This window comes from Bradyrhizobium xenonodulans (assembly GCF_027594865.1).
GTDB classification, from domain to species: domain Bacteria; phylum Pseudomonadota; class Alphaproteobacteria; order Rhizobiales; family Xanthobacteraceae; genus Bradyrhizobium; species Bradyrhizobium xenonodulans.
This window is the reverse complement of sequence record NZ_CP089391.1, coordinates 7,311,700-7,332,850: the sequence shown is the minus strand read 5'-3', so window position 1 is coordinate 7,332,850 and position 21,151 is coordinate 7,311,700. Positions and strand designations below refer to the sequence as shown.

At 58.6% G+C, this 21,151-nt stretch carries 20 protein-coding genes and 1 pseudogene; 15 read left to right on the top strand and 6 right to left on the bottom strand.

Going from position 1 to position 21,151, the window contains the following annotated elements:
- Positions 1-7 precede the first annotated feature (7 nt).
- Positions 8-189: pseudogene (locus tag I3J27_RS34540) on the bottom strand (transposase domain-containing protein); the annotation flags it as partial.
- Entirely contained in the window at positions 189-911 is a 723-nt protein-coding gene (locus I3J27_RS34535) for a LuxR family transcriptional regulator (protein ID WP_270163309.1), read from the bottom strand. The pseudogene I3J27_RS34540 and the gene I3J27_RS34535, both read right to left, overlap by 1 nt.
- A gap of 468 nt (positions 912-1,379) precedes the next feature.
- On the opposite strand from I3J27_RS34535, the gene ald reads away from it, so the two are divergent.
- From ald to I3J27_RS34520, 3 genes are all read left to right on the top strand, one after another.
- Positions 1,380-2,492, top strand: a complete 1,113-nt coding sequence (ald, locus tag I3J27_RS34530) for an alanine dehydrogenase (protein WP_270163308.1) — start codon at positions 1,380-1,382, stop codon at positions 2,490-2,492.
- Positions 2,493-2,754: 262 nt separating this feature from the next.
- Positions 2,755-3,123, top strand: a complete 369-nt coding sequence (locus tag I3J27_RS34525) for a hypothetical protein (RefSeq protein WP_270163307.1) — start codon at positions 2,755-2,757, stop codon at positions 3,121-3,123.
- Between the two features lie 424 nt (positions 3,124-3,547).
- The gene (locus I3J27_RS34520; protein ID WP_270163306.1) at positions 3,548-5,152 is read left to right on the top strand and encodes a non-canonical purine NTP pyrophosphatase; all 1,605 of its coding nucleotides are present in this window, start codon (positions 3,548-3,550) and stop codon (positions 5,150-5,152) included.
- An 860-nt stretch (positions 5,153-6,012) separates the two neighbouring features.
- Here I3J27_RS34520 and I3J27_RS34515 read toward each other — a convergent pair.
- From I3J27_RS34515 to I3J27_RS34505, 3 genes are all read right to left on the bottom strand, one after another.
- Positions 6,013-6,624: an anthranilate synthase component II gene (locus I3J27_RS34515; RefSeq protein ID WP_270163305.1), complete on the bottom strand. Its 612-nt coding sequence runs from the start codon at positions 6,622-6,624 to the stop codon at positions 6,013-6,015.
- Positions 6,621-8,030 (bottom strand): aminodeoxychorismate synthase component I, encoded by a 1,410-nt coding sequence (pabB, locus tag I3J27_RS34510; RefSeq protein ID WP_270163304.1) that lies wholly within the window; start codon positions 8,028-8,030, stop codon positions 6,621-6,623. Before pabB ends, I3J27_RS34515 begins: the two co-directional genes overlap by 4 nt.
- A 98-nt stretch (positions 8,031-8,128) precedes the next feature.
- On the bottom strand, positions 8,129-8,488 hold the full coding sequence (locus I3J27_RS34505) for a Dabb family protein (RefSeq protein ID WP_270163303.1): 360 nt from the start codon (positions 8,486-8,488) through the stop codon (positions 8,129-8,131).
- A gap of 1,412 nt (positions 8,489-9,900) precedes the next feature.
- On the opposite strand from I3J27_RS34505, the gene I3J27_RS34500 reads away from it, so the two are divergent.
- Complete coding sequence (locus I3J27_RS34500; protein ID WP_270163302.1) at positions 9,901-10,137, top strand: hypothetical protein; 237 nt, start codon at positions 9,901-9,903, stop codon at positions 10,135-10,137.
- A 79-nt stretch (positions 10,138-10,216) separates the two neighbouring features.
- On the top strand, positions 10,217-10,651 hold the full coding sequence (locus I3J27_RS34495) for a nuclear transport factor 2 family protein (protein WP_270163301.1): 435 nt from the start codon (positions 10,217-10,219) through the stop codon (positions 10,649-10,651).
- A gap of 151 nt (positions 10,652-10,802) precedes the next feature.
- Here I3J27_RS34495 and I3J27_RS34490 read toward each other — a convergent pair whose 3' ends face one another.
- Positions 10,803-11,438, bottom strand: coding sequence for a GntR family transcriptional regulator (locus I3J27_RS34490; RefSeq protein ID WP_270163300.1), 636 nt, complete (start codon positions 11,436-11,438; stop codon positions 10,803-10,805).
- Positions 11,439-11,561: 123 nt separating this feature from the next.
- Here I3J27_RS34490 and bioB point away from each other — a divergent pair, with 123 nt between their 5' ends.
- The 10 genes from bioB to I3J27_RS34440 all read left to right on the top strand — a co-directional run bounded on the left by bioB (position 11,562) and on the right by I3J27_RS34440 (position 21,137).
- A complete protein-coding gene (gene bioB, locus I3J27_RS34485) occupies positions 11,562-12,557 on the top strand; it encodes a biotin synthase BioB (RefSeq protein WP_270163299.1) in 996 nt (331 codons plus the stop codon).
- Positions 12,558-12,610: 53 nt separating this feature from the next.
- Entirely contained in the window at positions 12,611-12,964 is a 354-nt protein-coding gene (gene panD / locus I3J27_RS34480) for an aspartate 1-decarboxylase (RefSeq protein ID WP_270163298.1), read from the top strand.
- Between the two features lie 81 nt (positions 12,965-13,045).
- A complete protein-coding gene (locus I3J27_RS34475) occupies positions 13,046-14,200 on the top strand; it encodes an 8-amino-7-oxononanoate synthase (protein ID WP_270163297.1) in 1,155 nt (384 codons plus the stop codon).
- Positions 14,197-14,829 (top strand): dethiobiotin synthase, encoded by a 633-nt coding sequence (gene bioD / locus I3J27_RS34470; RefSeq protein ID WP_270163296.1) that lies wholly within the window; start codon positions 14,197-14,199, stop codon positions 14,827-14,829. The genes I3J27_RS34475 and bioD overlap by 4 nt, the downstream gene beginning before the upstream one ends.
- Positions 14,830-15,238: 409 nt before the next feature.
- Positions 15,239-15,421 carry a hypothetical protein gene (locus tag I3J27_RS34465; RefSeq protein WP_270163295.1) on the top strand — a complete coding sequence of 61 codons (183 nt, stop codon included), beginning with the start codon at positions 15,239-15,241 and terminating at the stop codon, positions 15,419-15,421.
- On the top strand, positions 15,418-16,683 hold the full coding sequence (locus tag I3J27_RS34460) for an adenosylmethionine--8-amino-7-oxononanoate transaminase (protein WP_270163294.1): 1,266 nt from the start codon (positions 15,418-15,420) through the stop codon (positions 16,681-16,683). Before I3J27_RS34465 ends, I3J27_RS34460 begins: the two co-directional genes overlap by 4 nt.
- A 398-nt stretch (positions 16,684-17,081) precedes the next feature.
- Complete coding sequence (gene panB, locus I3J27_RS34455) at positions 17,082-17,945, top strand: 3-methyl-2-oxobutanoate hydroxymethyltransferase (protein WP_270163293.1); 864 nt, start codon at positions 17,082-17,084, stop codon at positions 17,943-17,945.
- A 19-nt stretch (positions 17,946-17,964) separates the two neighbouring features.
- Complete coding sequence (gene panC, locus I3J27_RS34450; RefSeq protein WP_270163292.1) at positions 17,965-18,804, top strand: pantoate--beta-alanine ligase; 840 nt, start codon at positions 17,965-17,967, stop codon at positions 18,802-18,804.
- Positions 18,805-19,037: 233 nt separating this feature from the next.
- Positions 19,038-19,313: a hypothetical protein gene (locus I3J27_RS34445; RefSeq protein ID WP_270163291.1), complete on the top strand. Its 276-nt coding sequence runs from the start codon at positions 19,038-19,040 to the stop codon at positions 19,311-19,313.
- Between the two features lie 393 nt (positions 19,314-19,706).
- Positions 19,707-21,137: a HAMP domain-containing protein gene (locus I3J27_RS34440; protein ID WP_270163290.1), complete on the top strand. Its 1,431-nt coding sequence runs from the start codon at positions 19,707-19,709 to the stop codon at positions 21,135-21,137.
- The last annotated feature ends 14 nt before the right edge of the window (positions 21,138-21,151 follow it).

Genomic DNA, 21,151 nt, shown 5'->3' with positions numbered 1-21,151 from the left:
GATGGACTCAAGCCGCATGGGCGACGCTCTGAGGGCGCGAATTCCAAGGTCGAAGTGCTGGATGCGCTTGGGGGGATGACCCGGCAGACGGGCCAGCATGCGTGCGAGCCAGGCCTGGGGATCGATGTCGTTGAGCTTGGCGGAAGCGATGACGGTGTAGATGGCCGCGGCGCGCCGGCCGCCCGCATCTAGGTCTTTCGGCCAGCGGCAACAAAACGCGCGACGGCCTGGATCGTCGATCGAACGCCCAGCTTGGTCCTGGCGTTGTCCAGGTGAAATGCGACCGTATAGTGAGAGATGCCCATGATGCGGCCAATTTCCCAGGAAGACTTGCCCTGAGCGGCCCAATTCAGGCATTGGATCTCCCGCCGAGAAAGCGAGACACCATCAATCTGATCGCAAGCACGCAGCTTACGTTGTGCATGTGCATGGAAAACCGTTGCCATAAAAGGAAGTATACGAGCATGCCGCCGTAGGGAACGTCCGAAGGACGCAGCTCGTTCGCTGGCGGCAAATGTGACCGTGGCAACAGCGACGCCGCTCTCGTGAATCGGAACGGTGAAGCCGCAGCGAATGCCAAATCGGGCGGCCTCCTCGAAAACCTGGCGGGCATGCTCCGAATGTACTTCTGGTCCAAGACCAAGGCCCCACTCAAAGGCCTTGTCCCGGCGAAGGGATTGGATAATCACGGGGTCGAACCGATGATACTGCTGCTGGACGTAATGCGAAGTCCAACTTGATGGATAGGTCGAAATCAGAAGCGGCTGCGCGTCTGGTCTGGAAGGTAAAGCGAGGTAGGCGAAACAACACAGATCGAGCGCGGCAGCAGTTTCGGCCATCCCCAGCCTAAGGTCGTCGACGTCAGTACTTTCGATGAGTTGATCGATGAAAGCTTGGAAAACGTAACGCATTGTCCTTCTCGCTGCAGGCACTCGAAAAATCACACGTTTGACTTTCGCCTCAATCGGTAAACTCAGACATAGGGCTCTTACGCCTTATCGCTTCATGCCGCACGGACAACGCCTGGATGCAACCCGGATAATGCGCGATTGCGGTGAAATCTGAGCGCTTGCCTCCAATGATGAGATCAAGTCGTACAAGGTCAAGTCGTGCTTGATATCTTGTGATTGTTTTGATGCGGCGTCCCATAGCCGCGCGATCGCAGTGGCAAACAGTTTCCGCTCGACACGAGAATTCGGTCTGGTCATTCGCCACTTACGCCGGCTCATCGACGATTGCCATGTCGGTCTCGTTCGCTTCTTTGAAATCCTGCGTGATTGCACAAAGAATCGCGGAATTTCAGCGTGACTTGGCTCCACTTTCGCAAGTTTGGACCGCGATTCCCACTAGAAGGGAGGCCGTCCAAGAGGAGATTCCAAATGAAGGTCGGTGTTCCCAAGGAGATCAAGACGCACGAATACCGCGTGGGCCTGACTCCTGGGGCTGTCCGCGAATATGTGGCCGCAGGCCACAGCGTGCTGATCGAGACCACGGCTGGCGCTGGCATCGGCGCAACAGACGACCAGTACCGCAAGGCTGGCGCGACGATTCTCGGGTCCGCTCACGATGTATTCGCATCGAGCGAGATGATCATCAAGGTCAAGGAGCCCCAGCCTTCGGAATGGACCCAGCTGCGAGAGAACCAGATCCTCTTCACATATCTGCATCTGGCGCCGGACCCGGAGCAGGCTAAGGGCCTCATAAAGTCCGGATGTACCGCCATTGCCTACGAGACCGTGACTGGTCCGGCTGGCGGGCTTCCGCTGCTTGCGCCGATGAGCGAAGTTGCGGGCAGGCTTGCGATCGAGGCCGCGGGTGCGGCGCTGAGGCGGTACGCAGGCGGGCGGGGGCTGTTGATCGGCGGCGTGCCCGGTGTGCAGCCGGCCCGTATCGTTGTGATCGGAGGCGGGGTTGTTGGTGCACATGCCGCACGGATGGCGGCGGGACTGGGTGCCGAGGTCACGATCCTCGATCGTTCGATTCCCCGGCTTCGCGAACTGGACGAACTATTCGAGGGGCGCGTTCGCACCAGGTTCTCGACCATAGAAGCCGTCGAGGAGGAAGTCTTTGCAGCGGACGTTGTCATTGGGGCGGTGCTGGTTCCCGGCGCCAGCGCGCCGAAGCTGGTCAGTCGCGGCATGTTGAGCTCGATGCGCAAGGGCTCCGTCATCGTGGACGTCGCTATCGATCAGGGCGGATGCTTCGAGACCTCGCGCCCGACGACGCATGCGGATCCAACCTTCGAGGTGGACGGCGTCATTCATTACTGCGTCGCCAATATGCCCGGAGCTGTCCCGCTCACCTCAAGCCAGGCATTAAACAATGCCACGCTGCCCTTTGGTTTGGCTCTCGCCAACAAGGGATTTGCAGCCGTGCTCGAGAATCCGCATCTGCGCGCAGGCCTCAATGTCTATCGGGGCCGGCTAACTTATAAGGCCGTGGCCGAGAGTCTTGGCCTACCCTTCTCACCGATCGAACAGGCCGCGGCCTGATCCCCAGAGGCTCCTTAGGGGGCGTTTTCCTCCCTCACTTGGGCCACTCCTTCGGAGTGGCCCTTTTTTGAGGGAGGAATGGCACAAGTCTACGCAAAGCAGTGTGACATGTCCTCCGAAGGCAAAGGTCACACGTTCGAATCGTGTCGGGTGCGCCAGCGTTTCTCTCGATGTACCAACGTCTTAGAGCGTTGGTGGTAGCTCCTCAAACGCTCTTCAGACCGGCCGGTCACAAGCTGGTCACACACGAGGAGCTTTTTGAATGGCGAGCCTACGGTTCAGAAACGGCAAGTGGCAGGTCCAAGTCAGACGCCACGGACACTCACCACAAGCCAAGTCCTTCCAATCCAAATCCGATGCACAATGTTGGGCGCGGCAGATCGAAGCCGAGCTAGACCGGACGTTGATCCCCAACGACGTACGATCTCTCAATACAATCACCGTTGCACAGCTTCTCACGCGCAATCGCGACAACGTCACCCATAAGAAGCGTGGGCTTATTCCTGAGCGCAAACGGATCGAAGTGTTCCTTCGTCAACGATGGAGCGCCTTACCGCTCGCAAAAATCGATGCAGCGCTCTTCAGCAGGTACCGCGACACGCGTTTGAAACACTGCAGCCTGGTACCGTGATCAGGGAGTTGGGGCTGTTACGCTCCATCTTCGAGATGGCGCGCCGGGAATGGGGCTAAGCCACACCGCCTAATTGCTCTTAATTGCCCAGCGCTATACTTTATCACGGCGTGCTCCCATCGTTCACGCTTATCGATTACGACGCGCTCGGCTCGGCATTGCGAAGTCTCCATCACGTGGGTTTCAAGATGCGGGAATTGCAGAGGTGTAGCGCGCGAACTCGGTCTTGCTTGATGGCACTTTTTGATCGCGGCCTTGCGGCTGGGATGAGCAGCGTTGGACCTTTGCTGTACATCATCCTGCCCTCGTCGGACCGCGAGCGCCTGGATCAGGTTCGATCAGTTGGATCAGATTGTGGCATTCCGATACTAGGCGTGGCTTCCGGCTGGAATACTGGTTACGAGGTACGGGCAGGGACATGGTCATGAGGCCGCAATACGGAAACGCCTTGCGATTTGATCGCGTGCTTACCGTCTATTTCTACACGTCGAACGCCGACAAGCTGCTTCAGGCGAAGCTGATGTTCATGCGGCATGGATATGCACTCCGGCATTATACCGGTCGTAGAGAGCCATATGATGAGGACTACTCGCTTGAAACAAGACAGCTGCTAGACCGCGCCATAGAGCAAGTAAATGCGGAGTTCGGCGTACGCTCCATATTCTTCGTTGAAGACACCTCTCTAAGGATTGAAGCTCTAAGCGAGGGCGCGGCTGATTATCCGGGGTTGGCAGTGAAAGAGTGGTTTTCCTCAGCTTCATTTGAAGCGCTGGATCGTGAACTTAGGGGAAAGGGCAATAACAGAAGGGTCGTAGTCAAATCCGATATCGCTCTCTACTTGCCAGCTCTTTCTCGCAAGATTTTCTTTCATGGAGAAACGGAAGGGGCAATCGCCACCTCTCCGCCCGAATTTTCACCCTCGGCTCAGTATCCCTGGTTGACGCCCGATACGTTTAATGGATGGTTCATTCCTCAAGGCGCCACAAAGCGGTTAGGAGAGATGGAATTTGAAGAATCTTTGTCCTTCGATTTCAGAGCAAAATCCTTGTCTGCTCTCGTCTCTCGTCTTGAGGAGCTTAACTCGGCGCTGAACATTGCGCCCAACTTTTACGTCGTTCGGCGGCCCGCATCGCCGCCCGTTGCCGAGCAGCAATTGTTGTTCAAAGAGCTACTGATGTTAGAAGATAAGCCCTCCCAGGTATTGGTCGTCATCGGTAATAAGTGCGCTGGAAAGACCACGCTGAGTGATTACCTTATCGCAAGAGACGATGTCATGGTCTTTGAGGCGAGCTCTGTGTTGCGGAGCCTTGCGAGTGAGGCGGACGAACAGGTCGAAACAGCTGACGACGCATACAGGTTCTTGTGTGCGCACGGCTTGGATTGTGTCGCGCATACGATCGCAAAATACATTGAGCGCAGTCCAGCAATTCTAAATGTGGTAACCGGCCTGCGAACAGTCGAAGAAGTCTCGCTGCTAGTTGAGCGCTTTCCCCGCGCGCGCATTGTATTTGTTGATGCCGACGTTCGGACTCGATTTGAGCGCCACGTCCGCCGTGCGAGAGATAAGGACGTGAAAGCGTTCGTTGATTTTGAGAAGCAGGACGAACAACAGGCGCGCTTTGGCGTGCTGAGGGTCCCTACAGAAATAGCAACCGATGTCGTTCGCAACGACGGCACGCTTGAGCTCTATAAAGAGAGGATCGATTCGCTTATCGCGACTATGACTGATAAGGATGAGGCGCCCCCTCAGTCGCGCGGTCATAAGAGCGAACTTCATCGCACATTAAATGCGCTTAGAGCGATCGGCTCGGCCGCGACGTGCGCTGCAATCTCGGAGAAGGCAGCAGAACTGGGAACTCCGGTTCGCAAGTACAATACTAACCGCGCGCTCAAGGCCGTCCCGGAGTTTGCGGAAAGAGTAAAGCGATCAGAGCAACTGCTGAGCTACAAGTTGACCGCACGAGGGGAAGCGCTTCTTCAGCTATTGGAGAAGGTTGATCATTTCCAAAGTGACGAGGACCGCACTTGAAGCCTCGCCAGGAACATCTTGTAGACGAATAAGACGCTCCCACTGGGCTACCAGAGCCTTAGAGGCGAAAAGCTTGTCGATTTTATCGATGAGCAGATACGCAGCGAAAAGACATCCGCAGTACGGAAACTGCTATGTTGCTTCATTCTGCTCGAAGTTGAAGCGCCGCTGGCTATATCGAGGATTACCGAGTTCTATGGTCGGCAGGTACGCCAAGATGGGTAACAGCCGTTATCACTCAACGGATGTATAGCTACTACCAGCAACGACCGTTGGCTGGAATGATGCGCACGAACTTCGAGGATCTTGTCGTGAAACTCGAAGTGAGGTTGGCGGGTGAATCTCGGCCGAAAGCGAGAGGAAACTATCTTTCCGCCCTCAAGAAGAAGGCATTCAAAGAACCAACATTCTGAGTCTCGAATTGAATTTTACCGCGCAAGGCGCGAACGGCATCTCAGTGAGCGGCAACGGCTCATGGATAGTAATATTTCAGGGGCACGGAGCGGCTACCTTCCTACCTTCCTACCTTCCATCGCACGCTCGGTCCAACCTTGGATTCGCTCTCCGTAGCGTTGCGGCGAGCATGGCTCAGGGGGTCACACCCTGGTCACAGCTAGACTAAGCAATAGAAGGAATTGCGTAGCTCAGAAAAGGTCGTAAGCTGCGTAAGCAGTTGATGGTCGCGACCGATCGAGCGAGCGAAGCCGGGCGTCTGGATAGAGCGGTTGCCCCAGGCTGCTATTTCACACACCCATCATCGCTGATGGGGCCGCCGGGCGTTGGCGTCAGGCCAGAAGCGGTGGACCCGTTCGCGCCCGAGCGTCATTGCTTGCGACGAGATCGAACCGCTGCCGAGCCAGTCACACCGGTCCGGCAGGTGGCTCGATCTTGGCCCAGGAAGCCTCCGTCAGGCGCAAGAAGTTCATGAGCAGCACGTGCCCTTGTTCCGTGAGTATCGATTCCGGATGAAACTGCAAGCCAAATGTTGGTTGGAAGCGATGTGCAAGCGCCATGACCTCGCCTTCGTCCGAACGCGCTGTCACCGCAAGATGCGGGGCGCGAGCCTCATCGAGCTCAACAACAAGAGAATGGTAGCGCCCAACGCGAAGTGGGGATGGGAGCTCCTTGAACAGCCCTCGACCATCATGCGTGACATACGAGGACCGACCATGCATAGGGCGACGTGCACGCGCCACGCCTCCGCCGAAAGCGCTTCCGATACATTGATGTCCGAGGCAAATGCCGAGAAGTGGTACGCGACCGGAAAGCTCGCGAACGACGGCCGTGGATATTCCGGCCTCAAGTGGAGTGCAGGGACCCGGTGAGATGACCACTGCGCGCGGCTTCAAGCCAACAAGGTCCCTGACGCTGATCTCGTCGTTCCGGACTACCTCCGTTGCCTCACCAAGGTTGCGGAAATAGCGGGCAATGTTGAAGACGAAGGAATCGTAGTTGTCGATGATGACAATCAAACAGCACCGGATCGTTCAGCACGAAACGCATCGAAGATGCGCTTCGCCTTGGCCAGCGTCTCCTCGCATTCGGCCTCCGGGTCCGACATCGCCGTTATCCCGCTGCCTGCATGAAAGACAGCCACATCGCTGGCGATCGTTACGGTGCGAATCGCAATGTTTGTGTCCATGTGCCCGTTAAAGCCGATGAAGCCGATCGCTCCGCAATAGACCTCGCGTGCCACGCGCTCGATTTCCGCTATGATTTCCATCGAGCGCACCTTTGGCGCTCCGGTAATGGACCCGCCGGGAAAGCAAGCGCGAAGTAAGGTAACGGCGTCCTGGTCTCCTGCAAGTTCACCCGTAACGACCGACACGAGGTGGTGCACCGAGGCATAGGATTCGAGGTTGCACAGTGCTGGAACTTCGATCGAACGCGCAGTGCAGACACGTGACAGATCGTTGCGTAGGAGGTCGACGATCATTACGTTCTCTGCGCGGTCCTTTTCAGACGCAACGAGGATTTCAGCCCGGCGTTGGTCTTCCTTCCAATCAGCGGAGCGCGCGATCGTGCCCTTGATGGGGCGTGTTTCGATCCGACCTCCACCAAGCTTCAGGAAACGCTCCGGCGAGCTCGATGCGACGGTCAGCTTGCCATAGCGCAGGAGCGCCCCAAAGGGTGCGGGGTTCGATGATCGTAGCTGGCTGTAGAAGGTGAGGGGGTCGAAGGAAGTCGGCACCCTGGCGCTGAAGCGCTGCGCAATGTTGGCTTGGAAGACGTCTCCGGCCAGAATTAAGCCGACGACGCGCTTGACCGCCGCAACATAGTCCTCGCGGCTGAAGTTCGAATGCCAGGCGCCCACGTTGCCGGAGGATGTATCCCGCGGCGTCTCTGGGTTGGCAAGCAGTGCTGCAAATTCGTCGGCTCGACGGCGTGCACGCTCTACGCGACGTACAGGATCCTGCTCCGGCCATCCTGTGGAAATAATCCAGCATTTGTTGTGCCGGTGATCATAGCTCACGACTACGTCATAGAAATGCAGGAGCGATTGGGGCAATCCCTGACCGGGAATTGCGGGCGTCGGCAAGTGCTCTAACGTCCTGTTTAGATCGTAAGCAAGGAAGCCGGCTGCGCCTCCCTGGAACGGGGGGAGATCGGAGCGATGCTCTTGCGAATAGTTGGCGAGAAGGGCGCGAAGAGCTTCCCACGGGTCGCCTTCAAGAGGCTCTCCGTTCCAACTTGCCTGTCCGTCCGCGACCATAAAGGTACTGAACGGATCGCAGCTCAGATATGAATAGCGGCCGAGCAATTCATGCTTGGCCGCGCTATCGAGAAACGTAAGCTGCGGGCGATGCGCCAGACATCGCATCGCCATGACGGGCTCGATCCACGGCAGCTCGCGGACGTGCACTGGGCTGTCAGTCACCGATGACTTGCCTGCTGTGAGATGTGTTCAGATTGTGATCCCGAGTCGACCGAGAGCGCTGGTCTGGGACCCGGGGACCCTTGAGGCCGACTGTCAGGTTAGCCCCCGCCAGTCGGCTCGAGGCGCCGAGCAACTTGACCTGTTGCAGCCGTTGAGGCCAAGCGCGCATCCGTCGATACGGTGTAATCGGCCGCAAACCGCAGCTCGCGGAGCGGTCGCACCCGGCTAATCGATTCCTGGTATAGGTCGTGAGCCCTGTAGGCTGCGAGTTCCCTCTCATTGTCGAACTCACCGTAGACCACTACGTCGATATCGTTGCCGAACTGGTCGGTCTTGCGATTGCGACCAACCTCGAGCAGGCGTGCATGTGGGATTGTGGTGAGAACTGACAGGCCTTCGATCATTTCGTCGATCTGGGCCTTATCCTTGGCGGTAAATAAAACGATGTGACGAATCATGATGGACCTGGGGTGATAGGGAAGTAGGCGCATAACTATCTTGGCCTTGAGCGCGCTGCAACATTACCGCAGCGGGGCGCAATCGCCGCAACGGCCTTGCTGCTAGAGCTTCTGCCCGCGGTCAAGCGGGGCGCCATTTGCGGCAGGCCCAGCGCAAGCCAGATCCCGCGACGTGAGGCGCCGGCACTCGGGCGGTCATCGTTGCCTCGGTGTCAGGGTGAAACCGCCCTCAAACCCAGCCACACGTCATCGGTGTTGCAGGTTTTTTTGTCGGGATCTCCGTAGACGAAGGTGCCCCGTGAATTCGTCGTTCGTCCATGCCCGTAGCGGTAGTCAACAGCACAATCGGCTCTCCCGGGAGGCATGTGGTGCAACTCACATCGGCGTTTTGAGGCGGTTGATGGTCGCGGCATGTGAGCGCTCCAGCTTTGTCGAGACGGCGTCGCGATCGGGCCGGCCACGACCTAGGCGACACGCTCAAGACGTCGTCCTCAATAGGCCCGTCACGCGCAGCCTCTCTAGGGGGTGCAGAAGCACCTTTGGGCGACCGATTTACGATCGGGCTGAGCTGGTCGGATGTCAGCCGATCGTCCCTCTGCGGTAAGGCCGCTATGCCGGACCAATAGTCGATTTCTGCGATGAATTTCTGCGCTAAATAGAGAAACGTCGCATGACGTATGCGCTGGCAGGAAGGAGATTGGCGAATTTCTTCTAGAACAAAGAGATAAACTTCGCGCTTATCGACGGTGCCCGATCGAACGGTGGGCAGGTCAAGGTCAAAGCAACGAGTGCAGGCGGAAATGGATACCGCAGCGCGACGCGGATTGAGCTACGTCGCGCCCCGCCGCTCGTCGCAAGCCTGAGCCCTCCAACGCGCAATGGGAGATGCAGGAATTGGAGACGGACATGTCCAAAGACCATCAAAAACTTCAGCGCAACACCGTCAAACGGTGCGCCATTTGCGCCGGAAAGTTTGGCCTTATTCGTTACTACTCTTCGCGAACCGCCCTCTGCTCAAAGAGGTGCGTTGAACACTTCAAGTCGCGTTGCGAAGCGGACAGCAATTGGTTACGGCGATTACCAGCCGCCTGAGCGGTCATCGGCGGCTGAGACGGCGCCCGACTCGGAGTACGCCTCCTACTGCGGTCCGGAGTGCCGCAAGTTTACTGCTGCGCCGAAATCGTTGACGTCGAACAGCGCGCGACAATCTCGCAAACTGCGCACCGACCGCAGGGAAGGCGTGGATCTCCATCATGAAGTTTGTATTGGTCAATCACAGGGCCCCGCTCAAGAGGGCGGTCTGCACCGCATGCGCGGACGTTCTCCGCACCGGATACCTGCGGGACGTGTCGACGCAGAGGCCGTACTGTGGTTACGATTGCTACCTTCGCTACGAAGCCAGGAGCCTGCTGATGCCCTGGCTGAAAACGTCATGTGCCGAAGCGGATGCCTCGAAGCGCCACGCTTCGCCGCTCGAACTCATGACGTCGTTTGTCGCAGCATCCTACTGGTATTCGATGTCACTTGCAGCCTTGCGGGTGGGGGAGCTGATGGCCGCAGAGGTGTCCAACACTGTGCGCGAGGGAACATGGACGTTTGGTTCATCCCCGTGGCGCGGCTACGGAGGTGGCCCCAGCCCACCGCAATGAGGTCCGCCGAGCTTGATGCGTCGACACAGATACCAAGAAGCAGCTCCGTTATTGCAAGCTGGTTTCAGGAATACCAAAAATGGCGGAGCATAGCTTCTGGCGCTTCTCGCGAACGTTGCATCGCGCGATCAATGACCGGCATTTTGAGGACATCGAGGCCCTCCTCGACGAGGAGGTCGACTGGGCGCTCTATGGTCCGATCGACATGTTTCCATTTCTCGGCGCTCGGCATGGCAAGCACGCCGTGCTCGACGTCATCCGGGAGATCTCTGACAATGTCCAGATTCGCCGTTTCGACCGCGAGAGGACTATGCTCGGCGTCGATTCCGCAGCCTCCATGCTGCGCTGTTCCCTGGCGGCGCGCAAATCCGACAAGTCCATCTCGCTGCGCGCGGCGCAGTTCGCTCAGTTCAAGGCCGGCGGCCTCATCAGCATGCGTGTGCTCGTCGACACCTTTGATCTCGTCGAGCAGGCACTTGGCCGGAAAATTCATCTTCCGAAAATGGCAAACTGAGGTGAGGGGCGCCTGTGGGTCTCTCCCTCCCTTGGGGTCGACGATGGCGCGTGCGCGATGCTTACGCCGGACGCGATCGCGTCTTCACGGTGATGATGGCGATCGGCGTCAACGTAGACAACTTCGTCGACGGACCGGAAGCCTCTTCCAGTCAAGAGGCGGGAAGGGCAAGGCGCTCAATGGTTTGAATGTGACGCACGAGCAGGTTGCAGGCTTGATCGACGTTGCGGGCCCGCAGGGCCTGCAGAATCAGCCGGTGATCCTGGTTGGACCGCGGTCGCCAGCCGGCACTTCGCGCCATTGCGAACACCAACCGCGAATTTGCAAGCTGCAGTCCATCGAGACTAGCGAGCAGGCGCGGCATTGCGCAGGGCGAAACCAGCGCGTGGTGAAAGGCGCGGTTGGCCATTTCAAACTCCTCAATTGTCTCGGCATTGTCTCCTTCAATAAGGGCGAGCTCGATCCGTGCCAAATGAGCCGATGTCAGCTTTGGAGCCGCATTGCGCAATGCGACCACTTCGAGCGCGGCGCGCATCTCGGCGATCTCCTTCACCGCCTTGGTGTCGAGAGGAGCAACCCGTACGCCGCGACGGGGCCGAGCTACGACAAGGTGTTGGGCTTCCAGTTGCCGAAAGGCCTCGCGGACCGGAACGTGACTGGAATTGAACTGCCGCGCGACATGATCCTGCCGGAGTGGAGCGTCTGGCTGCAGCACGCCGGAGATAATGCGTTCGCCGATCGAGTCAGCGATGCGGCCGGCAACCGTCGTGTTCTCGTCCATCACCATAGATTATCTACCAGAAAAACGAATGCGTTCACTTAGAACATCCTCTAGCATTCGTCGAGGCTCGTTATCATAGATAATCGCTCACATTATCTATGACTGATCGCAAATGGGGGCGCGGCTCTTATGGTTGCTGCTGTGGACGTGAAGCGAAGCGACGGAGGCAATAGCGCACAGGTCCGTCGAGACTGGAAGCCGGCCGAGGCTGAAGCACTCTATGGCCTGCCGTTTGCCGAGTTGATGTTTGAGGCGCAGAGCGTTCATCGCGCCAATTTCGATCCAAACCACGTCGAAACCGCAAGCCTGCTCAGCATCAAGACCGGCGGCTGTCCGGAGGACTGCGGCTACTGCTCGCAGAGCGCGCACTACGACACCGGTCTGAAAGCCACCCGCCTGATGAGCCGCGCGGATGTGATCGCGACCGCGCAGCGTGCCAAGGACGCCGGAGCGACCCGCTTCTGCATGGCCGCGGCCTGGCGCAGTCCAAAAGACCGCGATCTTGATCAGGTCTGCGACATGGTGAGTGCGGTCAAGGGGCTCGGCATGGAGACCTGCGTCACGCTCGGTATGCTGACGCCGAAGCAGGCTACGCGCCTCTCAGAGGCCGGGCTCGACTTCTACAACCACAACGTCGATACCTCGCCGGACTTCTACGGCAAGATCATCACCACGCGCACCTTGCAGGACCGCATCGACACGCTTGCACATGTGCGCGAGGCTGGCATCAAGGTCTGCTGCGGCGGCATTATCGGCATGGGCGAGGGCGTCGAGGACCGCCTTTCCATGCTCGTCCTGCTCGCCAATCTCTCCCGTCATCCGGAAAGCGTGCCAATCAACCTGTGGAACCAGGTCAAGGGCGTGCCGGTCGATGAAATGGCAGAGCGTCCCGATCCGATCGCGCTGGTGCGTCTGGTCGCAACGGCCCGCATCATGATGCCGAAGAGCGTGATACGTCTGTCGGCCGGACGGCAGTATATGACGGACGAACTGCAGGCGCTGTGCTTTTTGGCTGGCGCGAATTCAATCTTCCTCGGCGACGTGCTGTTGACCACGAAGAATCCGAAAGTCGACCGCGACGCCAATTTGCTGCGCCGGCTCGGCATTGCATCCGGGCTGTCTTGAGTGAAACGGTTCGGCGAGCGCGGCTGAGCAAAATTAAAATGTAGGTGAGACGCATGCAGATTACGTTGATGAAAGGAAAAATCCATCGCGCCTCGGTCACTGAAGCCGATCTGCACTATGAAGGATCGATTTCGATCGATCGCGCGCTGTTGGACGCTGCGGGACTCCTGATCAACGAGCGCGTCGAGATCTTTAACATCGACACCGGCGCACGCTTTGCCACCTATGTGATCGAGGCACCCAAGGGGTCCGGCATGATAGGCCTCAATGGTGCGGCCGCGCGACTTGCGTTGCCTGGAGATAAGGTCATCATCGTTGCCTATACCTCCCTTGATGAGGTGGAAGCAAAGACGTTCAGGCCACGCGTTGTGCTGGTTGACCGGGAGAACCGCATCTTACCGGGTTGAAAGGAGACGGGCCGATGCCGGAGCCATTGTCCTGGCGGCCGATGAAATTTGCATGATTTATGGCGACCCTGGGAGGGGTGAATGAGCTCAATCCATACGGCCAAAGTCGCCCACTATGTCGCGGCGTTGCATGCCCTGAAAGAGGATGACCGGCTGCGCCGCCTTAGGCCCCGCGAAGGCATCGATTTTGTATCGAACGACTATCTTGCGCTTGCGAGCGCACCGCGCATGAAAAAGGCAGTTCTTGCGGCGATCGAGGCCGGCACTCCGATCGGAGCGGGTGGGTCGCGGCTTCTGCGCGGCAATTGCGAGGAGCATGAACGTCTGGAAGCAGAAGCGGCTCGGTTCTTTCGGGCGGAGACGGCGCTCTTCTTTGGCGGCGGTTATGTCGCAAATTTTGCGGTTTTGACAACGTTGCCGCAGCGCGGCGATCTGCTCGTTCTCGATGCTCTCGTACACGCAAGCATCCATGAAGGTGCGCGAGCTGGCCGGGCCGACTTTCGCATAAGTGCCCATAACGACCCTCAGTCGGTCGAAAGCACAATCCGCGACTGGCGTACCCAGGGCGGAATGGGCCGTGTCTGGATCGTGGTTGAAAGTCTCTACAGCATGGATGGCGACTTTGCGCCGCTCGAAGACCTCGTCGCGATCGCGGACCGGCACGACGGGTTCCTGATGGTCGATGAGGCCCATGCCACAGGCGTCTACGGGGAGCTGGGACGAGGACTCGCCGCCTCCTATGAGGGGCGAGGAAATCTGTTGGTCGTTCATACCTGCGGCAAGGCGCTGGGCGCTGCAGGCGCGCTCGTCACTGCCTCAATGGCCATGCGCGACTTCATGGTCAATCGCTGCCGCCCGTTTATCTTCGCCACAGCGCCCTCACCATTGATGGCCGTTGCCGTGCGGGAGGCCCTGTTCATCCTGCAGCAGGAACCCGAGCGGCAGCAGCGTCTGGCCAAGCTTGTCGCGTTCACGCATCGGGAGATCGGCGTGCGCGGCGGGCAAATTCCTTCGGCCTCGCAGATCGTGCCCTATATCGTTGGCGACAACGCGCGGGCGATGCGGCTCGCATCGAGACTGCAGGCGCGCGGTTTCGATATCCGCGGAATCCGGCCGCCAACCGTTCCCGCGGGCACGGCCCGTTTGCGAATTTCACTGACACTCAACGTCGGGGAGGATGACGTGCGTGCAATGCTCGATGCGCTGTTCGAGGAGACGAGAGGTGAAGTCCGATGAGCCAGCAGATCGTCGTGACAGGCACAGATACCGGCATCGGAAAGACGGTCTTTTCCGCGGGCCTCGCCAATCTCCTCGGCGCGAATTACTGGAAGCCGATCCAGGCCGGCCTCGAGGGAGAGACCGATACGGAGGTCGTAACCCGGCTGGGCAGTATCTCAGCCGATCGCATCGTGCCGGAGGTTTACCGCCTTCGGACGCCGGCTTCTCCGCACTATTCCGCCGAAATCGACGGAGTTCGCATCGACACAGATTCGCTCCATGTGCCGCAGACTGGCGAGCGACCGCTTGTGATCGAGGGTGCCGGCGGGCTAATGGTGCCACTGAACGGCAGTACACTTTATATTGACATCTTCGAGCATTGGCGGCTCCCTGTCCTGCTTTGCGCCAGCACGCGACTAGGGACGATCAATCACTCGCTGCTCTCGATCGAGGCTCTGCGAAAACGCCAGATCCATATTCTTGGGATAGCATTCATTGGCGAAAGAAATGCAGAAACTCAGAGTGCAATTCGCGAGATGGGTCGGATGCGTTGGTTGGGGCGACTGCCCTGGCTTTCGCCGCTCACACCAGACACGCTGCAGGACGCGTTCAAGAGCTCATTCCGGGCCGACGATTTCAGGCCATGATGCCAATCAACATGACCTCAACCCAAGAAGTCGTCGATCTGGCATCGGTTCACGCAGTACTGGATGACAGCTTGGTTTCAAAGAAGCTGGTCTGAGTCTCGGCTCATGGTCATAGACCCTGCAAATGGTGAAGCTCGTCGCGTCCCCTTCAATCCGCCGCTCGAAGCAAGGTACATGTCGGTTGACGACTGCTTCGCAGGCAACTGCCTCGTTCTGAACACGGGCGAGGATGGCGCTCTCCTTGAGAATATTCCACCAACGCTGGATGAGTTCTTTTTGATCTTCACTTCAGCGGCTAGGCCGGTTTTCCGACGATGCAAGAGAGCATGGGTTCGGGGCAGCAAGATGAACGTCGATTATCAGCGCTAGCTTCGCAAGGCATATGTAGGAAGCAAGTAGAGGAGCAACAATGCGCCGCATCTACGACGACCAGATCAATGCCTTCATGGTGGAAGCGATGAATGAGCACGATTTGCGAGAGCGATCGGGTGTGCGTTGGCGAGGGCGAGTGCCCGGGCTGTCCCCTCTCATTGCAAACACACCAAGGCCCGCGTCCAAGGCCTCATTCCGTGCTGATGATTTCAAGCCATGACGCTAAAGAAGAGGTCGGCGATCTGGCATCCGTTCACGCAACATGCGCTTCAGGGCGAGATGACAAAGATTCTGCGTGGCGATGGTGCTTATCTCTACACCGCGGATGGCCGCCGTATCATCGATGCAATCTCGTCCTGGTGGGTCGTCACCCACGGTCATTGCCAACCGCACATTGTCAGTGCGATTCAGGAACAGGCGGGCAAGCTCAACCAGATCATCTTCGCCGGCTATACCCACGATCCGGCTGAGGAGGTTGCGGCGCTACTCTTGAAGCTCGGACCCCCTGGGCTCGACCATGTCTTCTTCTCCGACAGCGGCTCTACCAGCGTGGAAGTCGCCTTGAAAATGGCGATCGGCTATTGGAATAATATCGGCGAGCCGCGGACACGCGTTGTCGTGATGCAACATTCCTATCACGGCGATACAATTGGCGCGATGTCGGTGGGAGCCCGGGGCGTGTTTAATGAGGCATACGGGCCCTTGCTGTTCGACGTTACCGCAATTCCGTTCCCTGCGGAAAGCCGTGAGCAGGCAACCCTCGATGCGCTCGCCTCCGCATGCCGAAACGAAAGTCCCGCAGCCTTTATTGTGGAGCCTTTGATCTTGGGGGCGGGTGGGATGCTGATGTACCCCGCTTGGGTGCTAAGACAAATGAAGCGGATCTGCGAGGCCTCTCGGGTCCTGTTCATTGCCGACGAGGTCATGACGGGCTGGGGCCGTACCGGAACACTATTCGCCTGCGAGCAAGCCAATATCACTCCAGATATCGCCTGCTATTCGAAGGGCCTCACCGGAGGGGCGCTCCCACTGGCAGTGACGCTCTGCCGCGCGGATATATTCGATGCGCATTACTCAAAAGATCGTACGCGTACGTTCTTTCATTCGAGTTCATATACAGCGAATCCGGTAGCCTGCGCCGCCGCGAAAGCGAATCTGGATCTGTGGCAAGATCAGGAATCTCGCCGGCGCGTCGCCGCTGTCGCCACGATGCAAGCGCATGCAATCGAGCCATTCCGCGCCGACCCGCGCTTTGCGAACGTCCGTCGGACCGGCACCATCACAGCGCTTGATCTGAAAACGAGCGATCCGGGGTATCTGGCAAACATCGGTCCGAAGCTTCAGGCCTTCTTCGAGCGCCGAAATCTCCTGCTGCGACCACTCGGCAACACGATCTACGTGATGCCACCTTATTGCGTCACGGCGGTAGATCTTGATCAGATCTACGCTGGTGTCAGGGATGCTGCCGATGCGCTGGCTTGAAAGTGCGGCTCGAGCGCGAGCTAATGGAACCCAGCTGCTGCCGTAAGATGAATATGCTGGCCGAACCTGAACCTGCCGGTAGCTTTGGCAAAGCATCCGAGCCGCTGTCGCAGATATGCCAATGCTGGGCCCGGCAGCAACTCGCCAGATGTGAGAAGAGTCGGTAGCGCGCTGTCGCGGTGGGGGCCGGCGCGATGCAAAGTCGCTCCGCATAAATGTGGTGGTTGAAAAGCCTCCGCTTCTGATGATTGCGCAATCATTAGACGTTTCTATCTGTCCGCCGCTAGCTTTGGAAATGTGCTTTTCCGTTTCGCCTCCACCATTGACAGTGTTCTCTCAGCTTCCGTAGGTAGCCCCGAGTCCGGGGATGCGGGCGGTGGAGCGATCGGGATCTAAAGATGAGCCACATTTCAGAGCAGCCTGTTGAACGTGTCACGATTCCAGTTCTGCAGCGATGCAAGGAGGAGGGGCGCCGTATCGTCATGACCACCGCTTACGACGCGGTTACGGCGCGCATCGCCGATCCCATCGTCGATGTCATCCTCATCGGGGACAGTGTTGGCAACGTCTGCCTCGGATTTGACAACACGCTGCCGGTCAGTATGGCCATGATGAACCATCACCTGGATGCTGTTGCGCGCACGAGAGCTCGTGCCTTGCTCGTTGCCGATATGCCCTTTCTCAGTTTTCACCTCAGCATTGAGGAGACGATACGCAACGCCGGGGGCTTTCTGCAGCGAGGCGCGGCAGCGGTTAAGCTCGAAGGCGGAGCGAAGCGCATCGAAATGGTCCGTGCCCTGGTCGATTGCGAAATTCCCGTGATGGGTCATCTGGGCCTCACTCCGCAGAGCGTCAATGTCATGGGTGGTTTCAAGGTGCAGGGCCGGAAGGCCGACGACGCTCTACGCCTGCTCGACGACGCCCACCGACTGCAAGAGGCCGGATGCTTCGCTCTGGTTCTGGAGGGCGTCCCGGCGGAGCTCGCCGCGCGCGCGACGGAATTCCTGACGATACCGACCATTGGAATTGGCGCGGGTCCCAGTTGCTCGGGCCAGGTGCTCGTGTTCCATGATGTGCTCGGATTGACTGAAAGTCATCGGCCTAAATTCGTTCGCGCCTATACAGAGGGCTTTCAGCTGTTGCAGGAGGCGCTGTCGCGCTGGGCCGCAGATGTCCGCAGCGGTGCGTTCCCGGGACCGCAGGAATCCTACGGGCTTCCCCAAGGTCTTGGCGAAACCATCGCAAACTGGGCTCCCACCTAACCTGATGTGCAGCAAAGCAATGCAGACAATCACGACAGTCGCCGAACTTCGTCGCGCTCTTTCAAACGCCCGCAGGGCCAGTAAACGCATCGGATTCGTGCCGACCATGGGCTATCTGCACGACGGCCATCTAGCGCTGGTCGAGGCAAGCCGGGCGCAATCTGACGTCACCGTTCTCAGCATCTTCGTGAATCCCACTCAATTCGGACCGAACGAGGATCTCAGCACCTATCCGCGGGACTTCACGCGCGATGAGAGGCTGTGCCGCGATGCCGATGTTGCCATCGTCTTTGCGCCGGATGCCGGCGAAGTCTATCCGCCCCAATTTGAGACCTTCGTCGAGCCGGGCGACCTGGCAAAGCCACTCTGCGGAGCGTTCAGGCCTGGGCACTTTCGCGGTGTCGCGACGGTCGTCTGCAAACTGTTCAACATGGTGCAGCCGGATGTCGCGTTTTTCGGGCAGAAGGATTTTCAGCAATGCGCGGTCGTGCGTCACATGGCACGCGATCTCGATCTTCCGATCGCGATCGTTACCGTGCCGACGGTCCGGGAAGCGGACGGGCTCGCGATGAGCAGTCGCAACCGCTATCTCAGCGAGGAAGAACGTCGGCGGGCTCGTGCCATCAGCCGTGGACTGTTCGCCGCAGCGGACAAGTGTCGCTCAGGAGAACGCGACGTCGAAAAGCTGCTTGCAATCGCAAAAGGGCATTTGAATGAGATCGATCGGCTACAATACCTTGAGCTTGTCGACTATGACACGCTCAAGGCCGCCGAAAGTCCGCTACTCCGCCCGGCGGCACTATGCGCCGCAGCCTATGTAGGCTCGACGCGGCTGATCGACAATGTGATACTGGCGTGACCGACCTCCTAGCACCAGCAGAGCGGATTAGGTGCGCTGAAATCCGTCGGTAAATTCGCGCGAACGCGGAATTTAAGCGCCGAGTCGAGATAAGTTGCATTAATCAGCATCCAGATGTCCTTACCATGCAGGGTTAGGCGCAACCCCGTTTTACGAGCCGACGTTTGGCGGGCCGGCAACAATGACGTGGTCAAATCCCTCTCAATTCCGGTGACGCGGCATAGGAGCAGGACATGGCAAGCCATTTCTACCGGTTCCGCATGGGCGCGTATGCCGAGACATTGTTTCAGCGCAGCAAGCGCGAGAAGCAACAAATGATGTACAGCTTGATGCGGCTCGGGAGTGAAGTCGTGCGATCCGAGCACTGGTCCATCGCGGCGGAGCAGCCAGTTCGGCATGAACAGGGCGCGGCCAAAATCGCCCGTAGAGGTGAGACGACCCTCGACGACCTCAAACAAATCGGCCGCGAAGCGCTTCCCGAAGCGCCGACCATATGGCGGCAGGCGTGAACGATAGCAAGTTGTCGTTCTCTGAACATCCTGATGAGCGGTCCACTGGGCCAAACTCCAACGTCTTCATGTTCTCCGACACAAACCGATCATGCAGAGAGTTGTAACGCGACCGGCTGCGTCGTGCCCGTGCTGCTGGAAGAAAAGTGTGTGTCTATAAACGCGAATTCAGAATTCCGAAATCAATCTAAATTAGCAAGCCACTCATCGACGAGCAGAGCACGCCAGCTCTAATTCTGCTCGATACTGAATAATCGCTCATCGGATCAGCGGCAACCAAGCACCCTACCGGGCGCATAAAACTCATCACGGGGTACAATGACCGGAGCAGCGAGCAGACTTATCGGGCAGTTGAGGAGTTGCCGGGGCTTCCGCATTGGGTTGCGCGGCCAAATGGCACTGCTCGGGATTTCGGGAGTTCTTGTCACGGGTGCACTCTGCGCTGCCGCCCTGAAGTACGCGAGCCTGGTCCAGAGCGATGCGAATGACAGCAATACGTTCAAAGCTCATGTCGCATCGTTGTCACAAAGCTTCCTGGAGTCACGACAATTTACGAGCGACTTTCTGCGCAAGCCCGGCGAAATGGCGATCGCGAAGTATGCGAAGAGTCATGAGGAGCAGCTAGCAGACCTGAGCTGGGTCGAAGCTTTTGTGTCGGCTCTGCCCGACGACGACCCACGGAAGGAAGCGACCGCGTTGCGATCTGTGATCAATCTCTATGCGACGCGCTTTCGAAACGTGGTCGCGGCGCAACGCAACCTCGGCTTCAACGAAGATGATGGATTCCAGGGCAAGCTGCGCAAGGCCGTGCACGCCGTCGAGGAACTTCTAGCCGACCTGAACCAGCCACGCCTCACGATCTTGATGCTGACGATGCGCCGGCACGAGAAAGACTTCATTCTCCGTGGCGAAGACAAATATGGCGATCAACTGGCCGAACGGGAGGCGGGATTCGAGACCGCGCTTGCGCAGGCGAGCCTACCCGCGGAGATAAAATCCCAGATCCTCGAACTGATCCGCGCATATAAGTCGAGCTTTGTGTCCTTCATGGTGACGCAGCAGGCGCTGAGCGATCAGGCCGACGATCTCGGACAAATTTACGACCGCATCAGCCCGGCGCTCGCGAAGATTATGGCCGCCGCTGACATGCGCTCGCGGGCTGCGGAAATGCAAGCTGAACAAATTCAGCGGAGGCTGATTTGGCTGATCGGGTTTGCAACGTTGCTCGTTGGCCTGCTCGCGTTGCTGTTCGGCCGGCGGGTCGCAAAGACAGTCACTTCGATGACGGCGGCCATGCGCCAGCTCGGCGACGGCCGGTTCGACGTCGTTCTCCCAGGCCTTGGCCGTAAGGATGAACTTGGCGAGATGGCCGAAGCGGTCGAACTGTTCAAGCTGAAGGCGCGCGAGAAGGCGCAAGCCGAAATCGATGCAAAGACCGAACAGGATCGTGCCGCCGCCGAGCAGCGGAAGGCCGATGTCGCTCGGATCGCCGGCGAATTCGAAACCGCAGTGGGCAAGGTTATCGATACGGTCTCCTCTGCCTCCTCAGACCTTGAAGCCTCCGCCCGTAGCCTTACCTGCACGGCTGATCACAGCCGGCAGCTCTCGGTCGAAGTCGCCAGCTCATCGGAACAAGCATCTGGCAATGTTCAGCTTGTCGCGACAGCGACGGACGAAATGGCGGCAACGATCGCCAACATCGGCCGGCAGGTCGAAGAGGCCGCCGATATCGCGCGCGAAGCGGTTCGCAGGGCCGAACTCAGCGACCAGCGCATGGTCGGTCTGGCGGCTGCGGCGGAGCGGATCGGCAGCGTGGTCCACTGATCGCCACGATTGCG